A 15,118-nucleotide genomic window follows, 5' to 3' on the forward strand; every position below is an offset into this window, starting at 1 on the left:
CTTGCCGCAGTCGGGACTGAAGTCCCTCCCACACGGAGGGGCCCATGGTCGGCGCTGGCGTCAGGGCTTGCACAGGAGACACGGGGCTGCGCTCCTACGAACGCCGAGCGCGTGCTTGAGCGCGTCACAGATCCTCGTGGATCCCGCACTCGCGCTTGAGGCCGAAGAAGCGCGTGTCTTCGTCGCGCATGCCCGGTTCCCAGCGGCGGGTGGTGTGGAAGTCGCCGATGGAGACGTAGCCCTGTTCCCACAGCGGGTGATAGGGCAGGTCGTGCTGCTGCATGTATTGCCACAGGTCGCGATCGCTCCAGTCGGCGATCGGGTTGATCTTGTAGCGGTCGCCGCGCTTCTGCACGAACGGGGTCTGCGCGCGGCTGTCGGACTGGCTGCGGCGCAGGCCGGTGAACCAGGTGCCGACCTTCAGTTCGTCCAGGGCGCGGCGCATCGGCTCGACCTTGCGCAGGTTGTTGTACTGCTCGATGCCGACCATGCCCTGTTCCCACAGGCGGCCGTGGCGCGCTTCCATCCAGGCGCGGCTGACCAGCGGACGGTAGATCTTGAGATTGAGCTTGAGCCGCTCGGTGAGCGCGTCGGCGAAGCGGTAGGTCTCGGCGAACAGGTAGCCGGTGTCGATCAGGATCACCGGGATGTCCGGGCGCTGCCGGGTCAGCAGGTGCAAGGTGGCCGCCGATTGCGCGCCGAAGCTGGACGACAGCGCCGCTTCGGCCGGGCCGTGCTGCAACGCCCAGGCCACGCGCTCCGGCGCGGACAGCGTCGCCAGCAGCGCATTGGCGGCATCGAGATCCAGGGCCGGTGCCGGTGCGTTGGCGGAGGCGTCTTGGGAGGCGGCGGGCAGAGCGCTCATGCGTGCAGTTCCGACGGAAGCAGGTGACGGTGGGTGGGATAGGCGGGCAGGGCGACCAGGCCGGTGCGGTGCAGGAAGTCGCCGAAGCGCTCGTCCTCGCCCCGCTCGTGCGCGTAGCGCGCGAACAGCGGCTCGAGCGCGGCGAGGATCTCCGGCTCGGCGATGTTCTCGCGGTACAGGGTATTCAGGCGCTGGCCGCGGTGGTCGCCGCCGAGCATCAGGTTGTAGCGGCCCGGCGCCTTTCCGACCAGGGCGATCTCGGCCAGGTACGGCCGCGAGCAGCCGTTCGGGCAGCCGGAGATGCGCAGCAGGATCGGCGCGTTCTCCAGGCCGTGGCGGGCCAGCAACGGGTGCAGTTGTGCGGCGAAGGCCGGCAGGTAGCGTTCGGCCTCGGCCATCGCCAGGCCGCAGGTGGGCAGGGCCACGCAGGCCATCGCCGCGCGCGCCAGCGCGGTCGGCGCGCGGTTGCCGGCGTCCAGCGCATGCGCGCGCACCAGCGCGTCGATCGTCTCGCGCTGCGCGGCGGGGATGCCGGCGATCACCAGGTTCTGGTTGGCGGTCATGCGGAAGTGCGCGCCGTCGCCGGTGTCGCGGAGTTGCGCGGCGATCGCGCGCAGGCCGCTCAGGTGCTGCGCGCCATCGGCGTGGTCGGCGATGCGCCCGGCCGGCAGCGACAGGGTCAGGTGCCAGCGGCCGTCCTCGCCGGCGTGCCAGCCCTCGCGGTCGCCGTTGTGCTCGAAGGCGACGTCGCGCGTCGCCTGCAGGCGCACGCCGGCGCGGCGCTCGATCTCCGCCACCACTGTCTCCAGGCCGTGGTCGTCGATGGTGTACTTGAAGCGCGCGCGCTTGCGCACGGTGCGGTTGCCCAGGTCGCGCTGGGTGGTGACCACCGCGGTGGCGACGTCGAGCAGTTGCGCGCGGTCGATGAAACCGATCACGTTGGCCACGCGCGGGTAGGTCTCCGCATCGCCATGGCTGGCGCCCATGCCGCCGCCGATGCTGACGTTGTAGCCGGCCAGCGTGCCGTCGGCGTCGAGCACGCCGATGAAGCCCAGGTCGTTGGCGAACACGTCGACGTCGTTGACCGGCGGCAGCGCGAAGCCGATCTTGAACTTGCGCGGCAGGTAGGCGTTGCCGTAGATCGGCTCGTCCTCCTGGCCGCTGCCGGCGACCCGCTCCTCGTCCAGCCAGATCTCGTAGTAGGCGCGGGTGTTGGGCAGCAGGTGTTCGGACACGCGCGCGGCATCGGCGTAGAGCGTGGCGTGCGCCTGCGAGGCCAGCGGGTTGGCGGCGACCTGCACGTTGCGATTGACGTCGCCGCAGGCGGCGAGGGTGTCGATCAGCGCGGCGTTGATCGCCTGCATGGTCGCCTTCAGCTCGCGCTTGATCACCCCGTGGAACTGGAAAGCCTGGCGCGTGGTGATACGCAGCGAGTGGTTGCCGTAGGTGGTGGCGATGGCGTCGAGCTTGAGCCACTGCGCCGGATCGACCACCCCGCCCGGGGTGCGCGTGCGGATCATGAACTGGTAGGCCGGCTCCAGCTTCTGCCGGCGCCGCTCCTCGCGCAGGTCGCGGTCGTCCTGCTGGTAGCTGCCGTGGTACTTGATCAGGGTCTGATCGTCCTCGCGCAGCGCCCCGGTGACCGGATCGGCCAGGCTCTGCAGCAGCGAACCGCGCAGGCGCTGGCTGTTGTGCTTGATGTCTTCGACGGAGTGGGACATTGGGGAGGGAATCGAGAATGGGGAATGGGGAATGGCAGGGCGGCGGCGTCGGGTTACGGAACGCCTGTCGGAGCCGGCTGTTCCCGATTCCCGATTCCCGTTTCCCCACTCCCGGCTTCAATACACATCGCGCGCATACCGCCCCTCCTGCTGCAGCTGGCTGAGGTAGGCCGCGGCGTCCTCGGGGCTGCGGGCGCCGTGTTCGGCGACGATCTGCAGCAGGGTGGCGTGCACGTCCTTGCCCATGGCGATGGCGCCGCACACGTACAGGTGCGCGCCGTTCTGCAGCCAGTCGTAGACCGCGCGGCCGTGTTCGCGCAGGCGCTGCTGCACGTAGATCTTGGACGGCGCGGCGGTGCCGCGCAGCGGCTGCACGTCGCGCGAGAACGCCAGGTCCAGCCGGTGCAGTTCGCCGCTGCGCAGCGCCTGTTGCCATTCGGCCTGGTAGAGGAAGTCGCGGTTGAAGTGGCGGGCGCCGAAGAACAGCCAGTTGCGGCCGCTGGCGCCGCTCTCGGCGCGCTCCTGGACGAAGCCGCGGAACGGCGCCACGCCGGTGCCGGGGCCGATCATCAGGATGTCGCGGCTGCCGTCGACCGGGACCCGGAAGCGTTCGTTGGGTTCGATGTAGACGGGCGCGCTGTCGCCTTCGGCCAGCGCGGCCAGGTAGCCGCTGGCGGCACCGCCGTGGGCATGGCCGTGGGCGTCGTAGGCCAGCACGTCGACGGTGAGGTGGGCCTCGTCGCCGACCCGCTTGCGACTGGAGGCGATCGAGTACAGGCGCGGGACCATTGGTCGCAGCGCCTGCAGCAGCGCAGCGTGGTCCCAATCCGCCGGCCAGCGACGCAGCACGTCGATCACTTGGTGATCGGCGAGCAACGCCGCCAGGCCGGCGGTCTGGGTGGGGGCGAGCAACTCGGCCAGCGCCGCAGCGCCGGCGCGTTCGGCCACCGCGGCGAGCAACGGGCGCGAGGCCCGGGTCAGTTCGCGATGGCCGGCGAGCCACTCGTGCAGGGACAGAGTCTGCCCATCGGCAGTGAGTTCGACGTGACCGTCCAGTCGCGTCGCGGTCAACACCGCCTCGACCAGCGCGGGCGGATTGCGATGGCGCACGCCCAGGGCGTCGCCGGGTTCGTAGTGCAGGCCGCTGCCGGCCAGCGACAGTTCCAGGTGGCGCACGTCCTTGTCGGCCTGGCCGTGCGCGGCGTAGCGCGGTCCCTTGAAGTCGCGGCCGCTGATCGCCTGGTTCGCCAGGACCTCGGCGGCGAACGGCTGGGTGCGGCTCCAGGTCACCGCGGCGGCGCCACGCAGCGGCGTCACCGTGGCCGACGGCGTCGCGGGCGTGCGGCCCAGGATGTCGCGTGCCTGCGCCAGCGCCTGTGCGCGCCACGGCGCCGCCACCGTCTCGATCTCCAGGTCGGCCTCGCCCAGCGGCAGCAGCCGCTGCGCGCCGAGCTCGGCCAGGCGCGCGTCCAGGCGCCGGGCGATGCCGCAGAAGTCGGCGTAGCTGGAATCGCCCAGGCCGAGCACGGCGTACTGCAGCTGCGGCAGCGTCGGCGCGCGCCGGCCCTGCAGGAACTCGACGAAGCCGATCGCATCGTCCGGTGGGTCGCCCTCGCCCTGGGTGCTGATGACCACGTACAGCAGGCGTTCGTTGCCCAGTTCGCGGGTGGGATAGGCGTCGGCGCGCAGCAGGCGCACCGCCAGCCCGGCCGCCTCGGCCTCGGCGGCCACCTGTTCGGCTGCGCGGCGCGCATTGCCGGTCTGGCTGCCGTAGACAATCGTCAGCTGCGGCGCGGGCGCGGGCGCCGCGGCGGCGCCGGCGACCACGGCCAGGGCCGGCGTCGCCGGGCCCTGCGCCTGGGCCAGGCCGGCGGCGTAGCCGGACAGCCACCACAGGCCGGCCGCGTCCAGGCCCTCCACGGTCCGCGCCAGCAGTGCCTTGCGCTCCTCGGGCAAGGGGCTGGGCGGCAACGCGGGTGAGGCGGCGGTCATGGCCGGTCCGGGAATGAGGAAGGGATGACCGATGTTAGGGAAGCGTTGCGCGGTGCAGAAAGGAACAGGGGTTATCGGCTCATGCCCTGGGCTTATTTCTGTGGCCGGTAGACGCCGCGCACACTGCCGCCCCGATCGCCGCGACCGCTGTTACGCTTCGGTCCGATCTCCTACCGCCTGCCGCCGTCTCGATGAGTTCGTCCCCCCTGTCCCACCTCGACCGCCTCGAGGCCGAGAGCATCCACATCCTGCGCGAGGTCGCCGCCGAGTTCCGCAACCCGGTGCTGCTGTATTCGGTGGGCAAGGACAGCTCGGTGCTGCTGCACCTGCTGCTCAAGGCGTTCGCGCCGGCGCCGCCGCCGATCCCGCTGCTGCACGTGGACACGCGCTGGAAGTTCCGCGAGATGATCGCCTTCCGCGACCGCCGCGCCGCCGAGACCGGGGTGGAGCTGCGCGTGCACATCAATCCCGAGGGTGTCGCCCAGGACGTCGGCCCGTTCAGCCACGGCGCCAGCGTGCATACCGACGTGATGAAGACCCAGGCGCTGAAGCAGGCGCTGGACCTGTGGAAGTTCGATGCGGCCATCGGCGGCGCGCGCCGCGACGAGGAGAAGGCGCGGGCCAAGGAGCGGGTGTTCTCGTTCCGCAACGCGCACCACCGCTGGGATCCCAAGCAGCAGCGTCCGGAGCTGTGGAATCTGTACAACCCGCGGATCCATCCGGGCGAGAGCGTGCGCGTGTTCCCGCTGTCCAACTGGACCGAGCTGGACATCTGGCTGTACATCTACCGCGAGGCGATTCCGGTGGTGCCGCTGTACTTCGCCGCCGAACGCCCGGTGGTGGAGCGCGACGGCGCGCTGATCATGGTCGACGACGCGCGCCTGCCGCTGCGTCCCGGCGAAACCCCACAACTGCGGCGCGTGCGCTTCCGCACCCTGGGGTGCTACCCGCTGACCGGCGCGATCGAATCGCAGGCCGACACCCTGGAGACGATCATCGCCGAGATGCTGCAGGCCACCACCTCCGAACGCCAGGGCCGGATCATCGACCAGGACCCGGGCGCGTCGATGGAGCAGAAGAAGGTGGAGGGGTATTTCTGATGGGCTGGGAACCGGGAACCGGGAATCGGGAATCGCAAGTGCCAAAGCAAGCATCGCAGCCACCGGACGCGTCGCAGGAGACCGCTGTTTCCATTCCCCATTCCCCAGTCCCCATTCCCGCAGGCGGCGACGCCGTCGCCGCCTACCTGCAGCAACACGAACACAAGCCGCTGCTGCGCTTCATCACCTGCGGCAGCGTCGACGACGGCAAGAGCACGCTGATCGGGCGCTTGCTGTACGACAGCAAGCGGCTGTTCGACGACCAACTGGCCGCGCTCGGCGCCGACAGCAAGCGCCACGGCACCCGCGGCGGTGCGATCGACTATGCGTTGCTGCTGGACGGCCTGGCCGCCGAGCGCGAGCAGGGCATCACCATCGACGTGGCCTACCGCTACTTCGACACCGACCGGCGCAAGTTCATCGTCGCCGATTGCCCCGGGCATGCGCAGTACACCCGCAACATGGCCACCGGCGCCTCCACCGCCGACGTGGCGGTGGTGCTGGTTGATGCCGCCAAGGGCGTGCTCACCCAGACCCGCCGGCACAGCTATATCGTCGCGCTGTTGGGCATCCGCCACGTGGTGCTGGCGGTCAACAAGATGGACCTGGTCGACTTCGCCCAGGACGCGTTCGAGGCGATCGTCGCCGAGTACCGCGCGCTCGCCGCGCAGCTGGGCATCGCGAACGTGCAGTGCATCCCGCTGTCGGCGCTGGAGGGCGACAACCTGTCGCAGCGCTCGGCGCGCACGCCCTGGTATGCCGGCCCGGCGCTGCTCGAACATCTGGAGGAGGTGCAGCTGGACGCGCGCGGCGGCGACAGCGGCCTGCGCCTGCCGGTGCAGTGGGTCAACCGCCCGCACGCGCAGTTCCGCGGCTTCGCCGGCACCGTGGCCGCCGGCGCGGTGCAGCCCGGCGATGCGGTGGTGGTGCTGCCGTCGGCGCGGCGCGCGCAGGTCGCGCAGGTGCTGGTCGGCGCCACGCCGGTGCCGCGGGCGGTGGCCGGGCAGGCGGTGACGCTGACCCTGACCGAGGAAATCGACATCAGCCGCGGCGACGTGATCGCCGCCGCCGGCGATCCGCCGGAAGTGGCCGACCAGTTCGCCGCGCACGTGCTGTGGATGGACGATGCCGCGCTGCTGCCCGGCCGCCCGTACTGGCTGAAGATCGGCGCGCGCACCGTGGCCGCCAGCGTCACCGAGATCAAGCACCGCATCGACGTCAACACGCAGGAACGGCTGGCGGCCAAGCGGCTGGAGCTCAACGAGGTCGGCTACTGCAACCTGGCGCTGGACCAGCCGATCGCCTTCGCCCCGTACGCGCAGGACCGCACGCTCGGCGGCTTCATCCTGATCGACCGCCACAGCAACGCCACCGTCGCCGCCGGCACCCTGGATTTCGCACTGCGCCGCGCCGGCAACGTGCACTGGCAGCACCTGGACGTGGACAAGGCCGCGCGCGCGCGGATCAAGGGGCAGACGCCGAAGGTGCTGTGGTTCACCGGCCTGTCCGGCGCCGGCAAGTCGACCATCGCCAACCTGGTCGACAAGCGCCTGCACGCGCTGGGCTACCACACCTTCATCCTCGACGGCGACAACGTCCGCCATGGCCTCAACCGCGACCTGGGCTTCACCGCCGAGGACCGGGTCGAGAACATCCGCCGCGTCGCCGAAGTGGCCAAGTTGATGACCGACGCCGGCCTGATCGTGCTGGTCAGCTTCATCTCGCCGTTCCGCGCCGAGCGGCAACTGGCGCGCGAGCGCTTCGGCGAGGGCGAATTCCTCGAGGTGTTCGTCGACGTGCCGCTGCCGGTGGCCGAGGCGCGCGACGTCAAGGGCCTGTACGCCAAGGCCCGTGCCGGCCTGATTCCGAACTTCACCGGCATCGATTCGCCGTACGAGGCGCCGGAGCGGCCGGAGTTGCACCTGCAGGCCGACGGCGACAACGTCGAAGCGCTGGCCGCGCAGGTGCTGGCGGCGCTGGGGTTGCGGGACTGAGGCAGGATCGCGGCGGTGCAACTGCCGCGGCCGCTGTCGATCGCCTCGCCGCGCCACCGTACAGCTACCGTAGGAGCGACTTCAGCCGCGACCGGGCATTCCCGGTGCAGCCCGGTCGCGGCTGAAGCCGCTGCTACGAGAACTCGCGGGCCTGCTGGCGTCGTCACGTGACAGTCGCTGCCGCGCATGCTTAAGTCGTCGCCCTCCTCACCGGCGAAGGCTCCTTCATGCCAGTTCTGTCCCGTCGCATGCTGTTCTCCGTTCTCGCGCTGTGCTGCGGCGCGGCCTGCGCGCAGGCGCCCGATGCGGTGCCGACCGGGCGCCTGCCGGGCTGGGCGGTTCCCGAACACTATGCGCTGGACCTGAAGATCGATCCGGAGCGCAGCGGCTTCGATGGCACCGCCACCGTACGCGTGCGCCTGCAGCGCGCGTCCGACCATCTGTGGTTGCACGGCAAGGAATTGCAGGTGAGCAAGGCCACCGTGCGCACCGCCGAGGGCGCCTCTTTCCCGGTGCGCTACACCCAGGCCGACGCGCAGGCCGGCGTGGCCCGCATCGCGTTCGGGCGCACCCTGCAGCCGCAGGAGCTGACCCTGACCATCGCCTACACGGCGCCGTTCAACCAGCAGTTGCAGGGCCTGTACCAGGTCAAGGCGCAGGGGCGCGCCTATGCGCTGACGCAGATGGAGCCGATCAGCGCGCGCTACGCCTTTCCCGGCTTCGACGAGCCGGCGCTGAAGACCCCATTCGCGCTGCGCCTGACCGTGCCCGAGGGCGAGCAGGCGCTGGCCAATACCCGTGCCGTGTCGACCGAACCGGCCGGCAAGGGCTGGAAGACCGTGCGCTTTGCCGAGACCGTGCCGCTGCCGACCTACCTGGTGGCCTATGCGGTCGGGCCGTGGGACGTGGTCGACGGGCCGGCGTTGCCGGCCACGCCGCAGCGCCCGCAGTCGATCCCGCTGCGTGGCGTGGCCGCGCACGGGCAGGGGCCGCGCATCCAGCGCGCGCTGCAGCAGACGCCGGAGATCATCGCCGCGCTGGAGGACTACTACGACTTCGGCTATCCGTTCGACAAGCTGGACCTGGTGGCCGCGCCGGACTTCTCCGCCGGCGCGATGGAGAACCCCGGCTTGGTCACCTTCCGCGACTGGCTGTTGTTGCTCGACGACGCGTCGCCGCGGCACAACGTCGAGGGCTCGTTCAACGTCACCGCGCACGAGCTGGCGCACCAGTGGACCGGCGACACGGTGACCATGGCCTGGTGGGACGACCTGTGGCTCAACGAGGCCTTCGCCACCTGGATGCAGCAGAAGATCACCATGCGCCTGCGTCCGCAGTACCGCGCCGACCTGGACCGCATCCGTGCCGCGCAGGACGCGATGGACAACGACAGCCTGGTCAGCGCGCGCAAGATCCGCCAGCCGATCACCGGCAACGGCGACATCGAGACCGCTTTCGACAGCATCACCTATCGCAAGGGCGCGGCGGTGCTGGGCATGTTCGAGCAGTTCGTCGGCGAGGACACCTTCCGCCGCGGCATGCGCACCTACATCCGCGCGCACCGTTTCGGCAACGCCACCGCCGACGACCTGGTCGATGCCATCGCCAGCGCGGCCGGCAAGGGCGAGGACTTCAAGGCCGCGTTCCGCAGCTTCCTCGATCAGCCGGGCGTGCCCTCCCTGCAGGCACGCTTGCAGCCGGAGGCGGGCGCTGCGGTGCTGCAGTTGCACCAGCAGCGCTTCCTGCCGCTGGGCTCGCGCGGCAACGCCGCGCAGACCTGGGGCGTGCCGGTATGCGTCAAGTAAGGCACGCGCCAGGGCGTGCGCCGCGCCTGCCAGATGCTGTCCGCCAGCGACGGCCGCCTCGCGCTCGCCGGCGCCGATGCCGACAGCTGGGTCATGCCCAACGCCGGCGGCGCCGGCTACTACCGCTTCAGCCTGCCCAAGCCGCAGCTGGCCGCGCTCGGCCGCCACCTCGATGTGCTCGACGATGCGGAGAAACTGGCCTACGCGGACGCGATCGACAGCGCCTTCCGCACCGGCGAGGCCGACACCGCCGAGGTGATCGCGGCGATGCAACAGCTGGCGCCGGCCAAGGCCACGGCCGTGGCCACCGCGCTGAACGAGCGCATCGGCTGGATCTGGCGGGTGTTGGCGCGCGACGACGCGCAGCGCGCGATGCTGCGCCAGGCCACCGAGGCCGCGTTCGGCGCGCGCCTGCAGGCGCTGGGCGATCAACGCCGTGCCGGCGACAGCGACGACGACGTGGCGTTGCGCTCCAGCCTGGCCGAGCTGCTCGGGGTGACCATGGGCGTGCCGGCGGTGCGCCAGGCCTTGCTGGCCCAGGGCGATGCGGTGCTGGCCGGCAAGGACGGCGCGCTGGCGTTCGCCGCCGCCAACCCGGATCTGCTCGGCGCGGCGCTGACCGTGGCGGTGCAGGAGCGCGGCGCGCCGGCGGTGCAGGCGCTGATCGCGGCGCTGCGCCGCCATGGCGAGCCGGCGCAGCGCAACGCGATGATCGCCGCACTCGGCGCCGTGCGCGATCCGCAGCAGTTGCAGAAGGTGCGCGATTTCGCCCTGACCGATGCGATCAAGGTCGGCGAGATGAACCGCCTGCTGATGGGCGCGCATGCCGAGCCGGCTACGCATGCCTCGATGTGGCCCTGGTACACCGCCCACTTCGATCGCATCGTGGCGCGCTCCGGGTCCTTCGACGGCGGCCGCTTGCCGGCGCTGGGGGCCTCCGGCGGCTGCGACCCGGCCGAAGCCGATCGGCTGGAGGCGTTCTTCACGCCGCGCCTGCGGGCGCTCAGCGGCGCCGACCGCGGCCTGGCGCAGACCGCCGAAACGATTCGCCTGTGCAGTGCGCTGAAAGCCCGGCAAAGCGTCGCGTTCCCGCCGCGCTGAGCGCGACGCCGGCACTGGCACAGGCACAGGCACCGGCACCGGCACCGGCGTCGCTGCGCTTGCCATGCCGGCGAGACGCGCGCAGGCCGCCGGCGCCGGTCTCGACGCGCGCCGGCGGCCTGGCCGACCCGGGCGGCGGCCGCTGCCGCTGCGCACTGGCCTGAACACGCGCAGCCACGGCGCCGGGCGTGTGCCGCATCGCAGACGGCGGCATCCGCGCCGGCCGGCAAGGGTCGTCGGTCATGGTCGCGGCGTGTCAACGGCCGTCACGCCGGGCCGTTAGACTGCATCGAACTCCACGCGTCCGGGATCTCCATGCCGCACCGACCACGCGCCGGCGTCCGCCTGGTGTGCCTCTTGTTGTCCTCGATCGTGCTTGCCGGCTGCGACAAGCCGCCGGCGCCGGCCACGGCCAGTGCCGCGATTCCGGTGACGCTGCAGACGGTGCAGCCCCGCGAGTGGAACGACAGCCTGTCTTCGCTGGGCACGGTCAAGGCCCGCGAGTCGGTGACGCTGACCGCCAAGGTCAGCGAGATCGTCGAGCGCGTGCATTTCGACAGCGGCCAGGAAGTGGCGGCCGGCGCGCCGCTGGTGACGCTGCGCGGGCAGGGCCAGCAGGCGGCGTTGCGCGAGGCCGAGGCCACCTACACCGAGGCCGAGCAGCTGTATCGGCGGCAGAGCGAGCTGGTCGGGCGGCAACTGGTGTCGCGCGCGCAGTTGGACACGCAACGCGCCCTGCGCGACGCCGCGCAGGCGCGGGTGCTGCAGATGCGCGCGGAGATCGGCGACCGCAGCGTGCGCGCGCCGTTCGCCGGCGTGCTCGGCCTGCGCCAGGTCAGCCCCGGCGCGCTGCTGACGCCGGACGCCACCATCGCCACGCTCGACGACATCGCCCAGGTCTACGTGGATTTCCAGGTGCCGGAGGCGGCGCTGTCGACGGTGCAGGCGGGCGCTGCGGTCGGCGGCCGCAGCGTGGCCTATCCGGGGCGCGCCTTCGACGGCAAGGTGACCACCGTGGACGCGCGCGTGGACAGCGCCACCCGCGCGGTCACCGTGCGCGCCGCCTTCGACAACGCCGACCGCGCGCTGCGCCCGGGCATGCTGATGGACGTGCGCCTGTACCGGCCGGCGCGGCAGGCGCTGGTGATCCCCGAGATCGCGGTGGTGCAGGTGGGACGCGACGCCTTCGTCTACCGCGTCGGCGCCGACGCCACCGTGGCCCGCGCCGACGTGCGCACCGGCGCGCGCCGCGACGGCCTGGTCGAGATCGTCGAGGGGCTGCAGCCCGGCCAGCGCATCGTGGTCGAGGGCACCGGCAAGCTGCGTCCCGGCGTGGCGGTGGTCGATGCCGGTGTCAGCGCCGGCGGCGGCGCGCGCAACGGCCGCGCCGCGGCGGACCTGGCGCGATGAAGCTGTCCGACGTCTCCATCACCCGGCCGGTGTTCGCCGCGGTGATGAGCCTGTTGCTGGTGGTGCTGGGGGTGATGGCGTACAGCCGGCTGACCCTGCGCGAACTGCCGGCGATCGACCCGCCGATCGTGTCGGTGGAGGTGCGCTACCCCGGCGCCTCGGCAGCGGTGGTGGAAAGCCGCATCACCCAGGTGCTGGAGGATGCGCTGGCCGGCATCGAAGGCATCGAGACGATCCAGGCGCGCAGTTCCAACGGCGTGGCCGACATCAGCATCGAATTCCGTGCCACCCGCGACATCGAGGCCGCCGCCAACGACGTGCGCGATGCGGTCAGCCGCGTGCTCGACCGCCTGCCCGACGAGGCCGACGCGCCGGAGATCGCCAAGGTCGAGGCCGATGCCGACGCCATCCTGTGGCTCAACATGAGCTCCAGCACGATGGACGCGCTGCAGCTGTCCGACTACGCCGAACGCTACGTGGTGGATCGCCTGTCCAGCATCGACGGCGTCGCCCAGGTGCGCCTGGGCGGGCGCCAGCGCTACGCGATGCGGATCTGGCTGGACCGCGACCAGTTGGCCGCGCGCGACCTCACCGTGACCGACGTGGAGAACGCCCTGGCCCGCGAGAACGTCGAACTGCCGGCTGGCCGCCTGGAGTCGACCGACCGCGACTTCACCCTGCGGGTGGAGCGCAGCTATCGCGCGCCGGCGGATTTCGCCGCGATCCCGCTGGGCAAGGGCCGCGACGGCTACGTGGTGCGGCTGGGCGACGTGGCCAAGGTGGAACTGGCCTCGGCCGAGCGCCGCGCCTACTTCCGCAGCAACGGCGTGCCCAACGTCGGCCTGGGCATCGTCAAGACCTCCACCGCCAACAGCCTGGACGTGGCCCGCGCCGCGCGCGCGGCCGCGCAGCAGATCCAGCAGACCCTGCCCAAGGGCACGCAGATCTTCGTCGCCTTCGATTCCACCGTGTTCATCGATGCCTCGGTGGAGCGGGTCTACCACACCCTGATCGAGGCGGTGGTGCTGGTGCTGGTGGTGATCTGGCTGTTCCTGGGCAGCGTGCGCGCGGCGTTGATCCCGGCGGTGACGGTGCCGGTGTGCCTGGTGGCCGCGTTCATCGCCCTGTATGCCTTCGGCTTCTCGATCAATCTGCTGACCCTGCTGGCCCTGGTGCTGTGCATCGGCCTGGTGGTGGACGATGCGATCGTGGTGGTGGAGAACATCCAGCGCCGCGTCGACCTCGGCGAACCGGCGTTGGTGGCGGCGCGGCGCGGCACCGCGCAGGTCGCCTTCGCGGTGATCGCCACCACCGCGGTGCTGGTGGCGGTGTTCCTGCCGGTCGGCTTCCTCGAAGGCAACACCGGGCGCCTGTTCCGCGAGCTGGCGGTGGCGCTGGCCGCGGCGGTGGCGATCTCCGCCTTCGTCGCGCTGACCCTGACCCCGATGATGTCGTCCAAGCTGCTCAAGGCGCATGCGCGCGAGCAGCCCAACCGCGTGCATGGCTGGGTCGAGGCGCGGCTGCAGGGGCTCAGTGCGCGCTACCGGCGCGTGCTCGAGCGCCACGTCGGCCGCGCCTGGCTGTTCGGCGCGCTGATGCTGGCGGCGCTGGCGGCCAGTGCGCTGCTGGCGCGGGTCATCCCGTCGGAACTGGCGCCGGCCGAGGACCGCGGCTCCTTCCAGGTGATGATCGACGCGCCGGAAGGCGCCGGCTTCGACTACACGGTCGGGCAGATGCACCAGGTCGAGGCCATCCTCGACCGCTACCGCGGCGACGGCCAGCCGATCGCGCGGGCCAATCCGCGCGTGCCCGGCAGCTTCGGCGCCAGCGAGGAGATGCACACCGGCCGGGTCAGCGTGTTCCTGCGCGACTGGAGCGAGCGCGACGTGGCCACCGCCGACGTCGCCGCGACGCTGCAGGACGAACTGCGCGCCTTGCCCGGCGTGCGTGCGCGCACCCAGGTCGGCGGCGGCCTGGTCAACGGCCGCGGGCAGCCGTTCCAGATCGTGCTCGGCGGCCCCGACTACGCCGAGATCGCGCAATGGCGCGACCGCCTGCTGGCGCGCATCGCCGACAATCCCGGCCTGGTCGGCGCCGATTCGGACTACAAGGAAACCCGGCCGCAGATGCGCGTGGAGATCGACCGCCAGCGCGCGGCCGACCTCGGCGTGCCGGTGACCGAGATCGGCCGTGCGCTGGAAACGCTGATGGGCGCGCGCCAGGTCACCACCTTCGTCGACAACGGCGAGGAATACGACGTGATGCTGCAGGCCAGCCGCGACGGCCGCGCCGATCCGGCCGACCTGGCGGCGATCCGGGTGCGCGCCGACAGCGGGCAGCTGATCCCGCTGTCCAATCTGGTGAGCCTGCGCGAGGTCGCCGAGCCCGGCAACCTGCACCGCTTCAACCGCCTGCGCGCGATCACCATCAATGCCGGCCTGGCCCCGGGCTATCCGCTGGGCGAGGCGATCGCCTGGGCGCAGCAGGTGGCGCGCGAGGAACTGCCCGACTACGCGCAGCTCGACTGGAAGGGCGAATCGCGCGAGTACCAGCAGGCCGGCGGCGCGGTGCTGCTGACCTTCGCCCTGGCGCTGCTGATCGTGTACCTGGTGCTGGCGGCGCAGTTCGAGAGCTTCATCCACCCGCTGGTGATCATGCTGACCGTGCCGCTGGGGGTGCTGGGCGCGCTGATCGGCCTGGCGATCAGCGGCGGCACGCTCAACCTGTTCAGCCAGATCGGCATCGTGATGCTGGTCGGGCTGGCGGCCAAGAACGGCATCCTGATCGTCGAGTTCGCCAACCAGTTGCGCGACGCCGGGCGCAGCGTGCGCGATGCCATCGTCGAAGCCTCGGCGGTGCGGCTGCGGCCGATCCTGATGACCTCGCTGGCCACCGTGGTCGGCGCGATCCCGCTGGTGGTCGCCGGCGGTCCCGGTTCGGCCAGCCGCGCCACCATCGGCATCGTGGTGATCTTCGGCGTGTCGGTGTCCACGCTGCTGTCGCTGTTCGTGGTGCCGGCGTTCTACGCGCTGCTGGCGCCGTACACGCGCTCGCCGGATGCGGTGCAGCGGCGCCTGCAGCAACTGGAAGCGCAGACCCCGTCGGTCGGCGGCCACGCCTGAGCGGGGCC

Annotated in this window: 7 protein-coding genes and 1 pseudogene; 5 read left to right on the forward strand and 3 right to left on the reverse strand. The window is 71.6% G+C overall.

Annotated elements, in window-relative coordinates; all coding sequences use genetic code 11:
* Positions 1 to 124 precede the first annotated feature (124 nt).
* From AC1PME_RS05470 to AC1PME_RS05480, 3 genes are all read right to left on the reverse strand, one after another.
* Positions 125 to 865 (reverse strand): phosphoadenylyl-sulfate reductase, encoded by a 741-nt coding sequence (locus AC1PME_RS05470; RefSeq protein WP_307549057.1) that lies wholly within the window; start codon positions 863 to 865, stop codon positions 125 to 127.
* Positions 862 to 2,586 (reverse strand): assimilatory sulfite reductase (NADPH) hemoprotein subunit, encoded by a 1,725-nt coding sequence (cysI, locus tag AC1PME_RS05475; RefSeq protein WP_481097554.1) that lies wholly within the window; start codon positions 2,584 to 2,586, stop codon positions 862 to 864. Before cysI ends, AC1PME_RS05470 begins: the two co-directional genes overlap by 4 nt.
* A gap of 117 nt (positions 2,587 to 2,703) precedes the next feature.
* Positions 2,704 to 4,578, reverse strand: coding sequence for an assimilatory sulfite reductase (NADPH) flavoprotein subunit (locus AC1PME_RS05480; protein WP_481097555.1), 1,875 nt, complete (start codon positions 4,576 to 4,578; stop codon positions 2,704 to 2,706).
* A 191-nt stretch (positions 4,579 to 4,769) separates the two neighbouring features.
* On the opposite strand from AC1PME_RS05480, the gene cysD reads away from it, so the two are divergent.
* From cysD to AC1PME_RS05505, 5 genes and pseudogenes are all read left to right on the forward strand, one after another.
* Positions 4,770 to 5,678 carry a sulfate adenylyltransferase subunit CysD gene (gene cysD, locus AC1PME_RS05485; RefSeq protein WP_307549063.1) on the forward strand — a complete coding sequence of 303 codons (909 nt, stop codon included), beginning with the start codon at positions 4,770 to 4,772 and terminating at the stop codon, positions 5,676 to 5,678.
* Positions 5,678 to 7,672, forward strand: a complete 1,995-nt coding sequence (cysN, locus tag AC1PME_RS05490; protein WP_481097556.1) for a sulfate adenylyltransferase subunit CysN — start codon at positions 5,678 to 5,680, stop codon at positions 7,670 to 7,672. Before cysD ends, cysN begins: the two co-directional genes overlap by 1 nt.
* Positions 7,673 to 7,920: 248 nt before the next feature.
* Positions 7,921 to 10,578: pseudogene (locus AC1PME_RS05495) on the forward strand (M1 family metallopeptidase).
* 315 nt (positions 10,579 to 10,893) lie between these two features.
* A complete protein-coding gene (locus AC1PME_RS05500) occupies positions 10,894 to 11,988 on the forward strand; it encodes an efflux RND transporter periplasmic adaptor subunit (protein WP_307549069.1) in 1,095 nt (364 codons plus the stop codon).
* Positions 11,985 to 15,110, forward strand: a complete 3,126-nt coding sequence (locus tag AC1PME_RS05505) for an efflux RND transporter permease subunit (protein WP_481097557.1) — start codon at positions 11,985 to 11,987, stop codon at positions 15,108 to 15,110. The genes AC1PME_RS05500 and AC1PME_RS05505 overlap by 4 nt, the downstream gene beginning before the upstream one ends.
* The last annotated feature ends 8 nt before the right edge of the window (positions 15,111 to 15,118 follow it).

The organism is Xanthomonas sp. NCPPB 901 (assembly GCF_056725085.1).

What these genes read in the sequence shown, in the direction of transcription:
- AC1PME_RS05470 (WP_307549057.1), bottom strand. Translation starts at nt 865, where the DNA reads ATGAGCGCTCTGCCCGCCGCCTCCCAAGACGCCTCCGCCAACGCACCG.
- cysI (WP_481097554.1), bottom strand. Translation starts at nt 2,586, where the DNA reads ATGTCCCACTCCGTCGAAGACATCAAGCACAACAGCCAGCGCCTGCGC.
- AC1PME_RS05480 (WP_481097555.1), bottom strand. Translation starts at nt 4,578, where the DNA reads ATGACCGCCGCCTCACCCGCGTTGCCGCCCAGCCCCTTGCCCGAGGAG.
- cysD (WP_307549063.1), top strand. Translation starts at nt 4,770, where the DNA reads ATGAGTTCGTCCCCCCTGTCCCACCTCGACCGCCTCGAGGCCGAGAGC.
- cysN (WP_481097556.1), top strand. Translation starts at nt 5,678, where the DNA reads ATGGGCTGGGAACCGGGAACCGGGAATCGGGAATCGCAAGTGCCAAAG.
- AC1PME_RS05500 (WP_307549069.1), top strand. Translation starts at nt 10,894, where the DNA reads ATGCCGCACCGACCACGCGCCGGCGTCCGCCTGGTGTGCCTCTTGTTG.
- AC1PME_RS05505 (WP_481097557.1), top strand. Translation starts at nt 11,985, where the DNA reads ATGAAGCTGTCCGACGTCTCCATCACCCGGCCGGTGTTCGCCGCGGTG.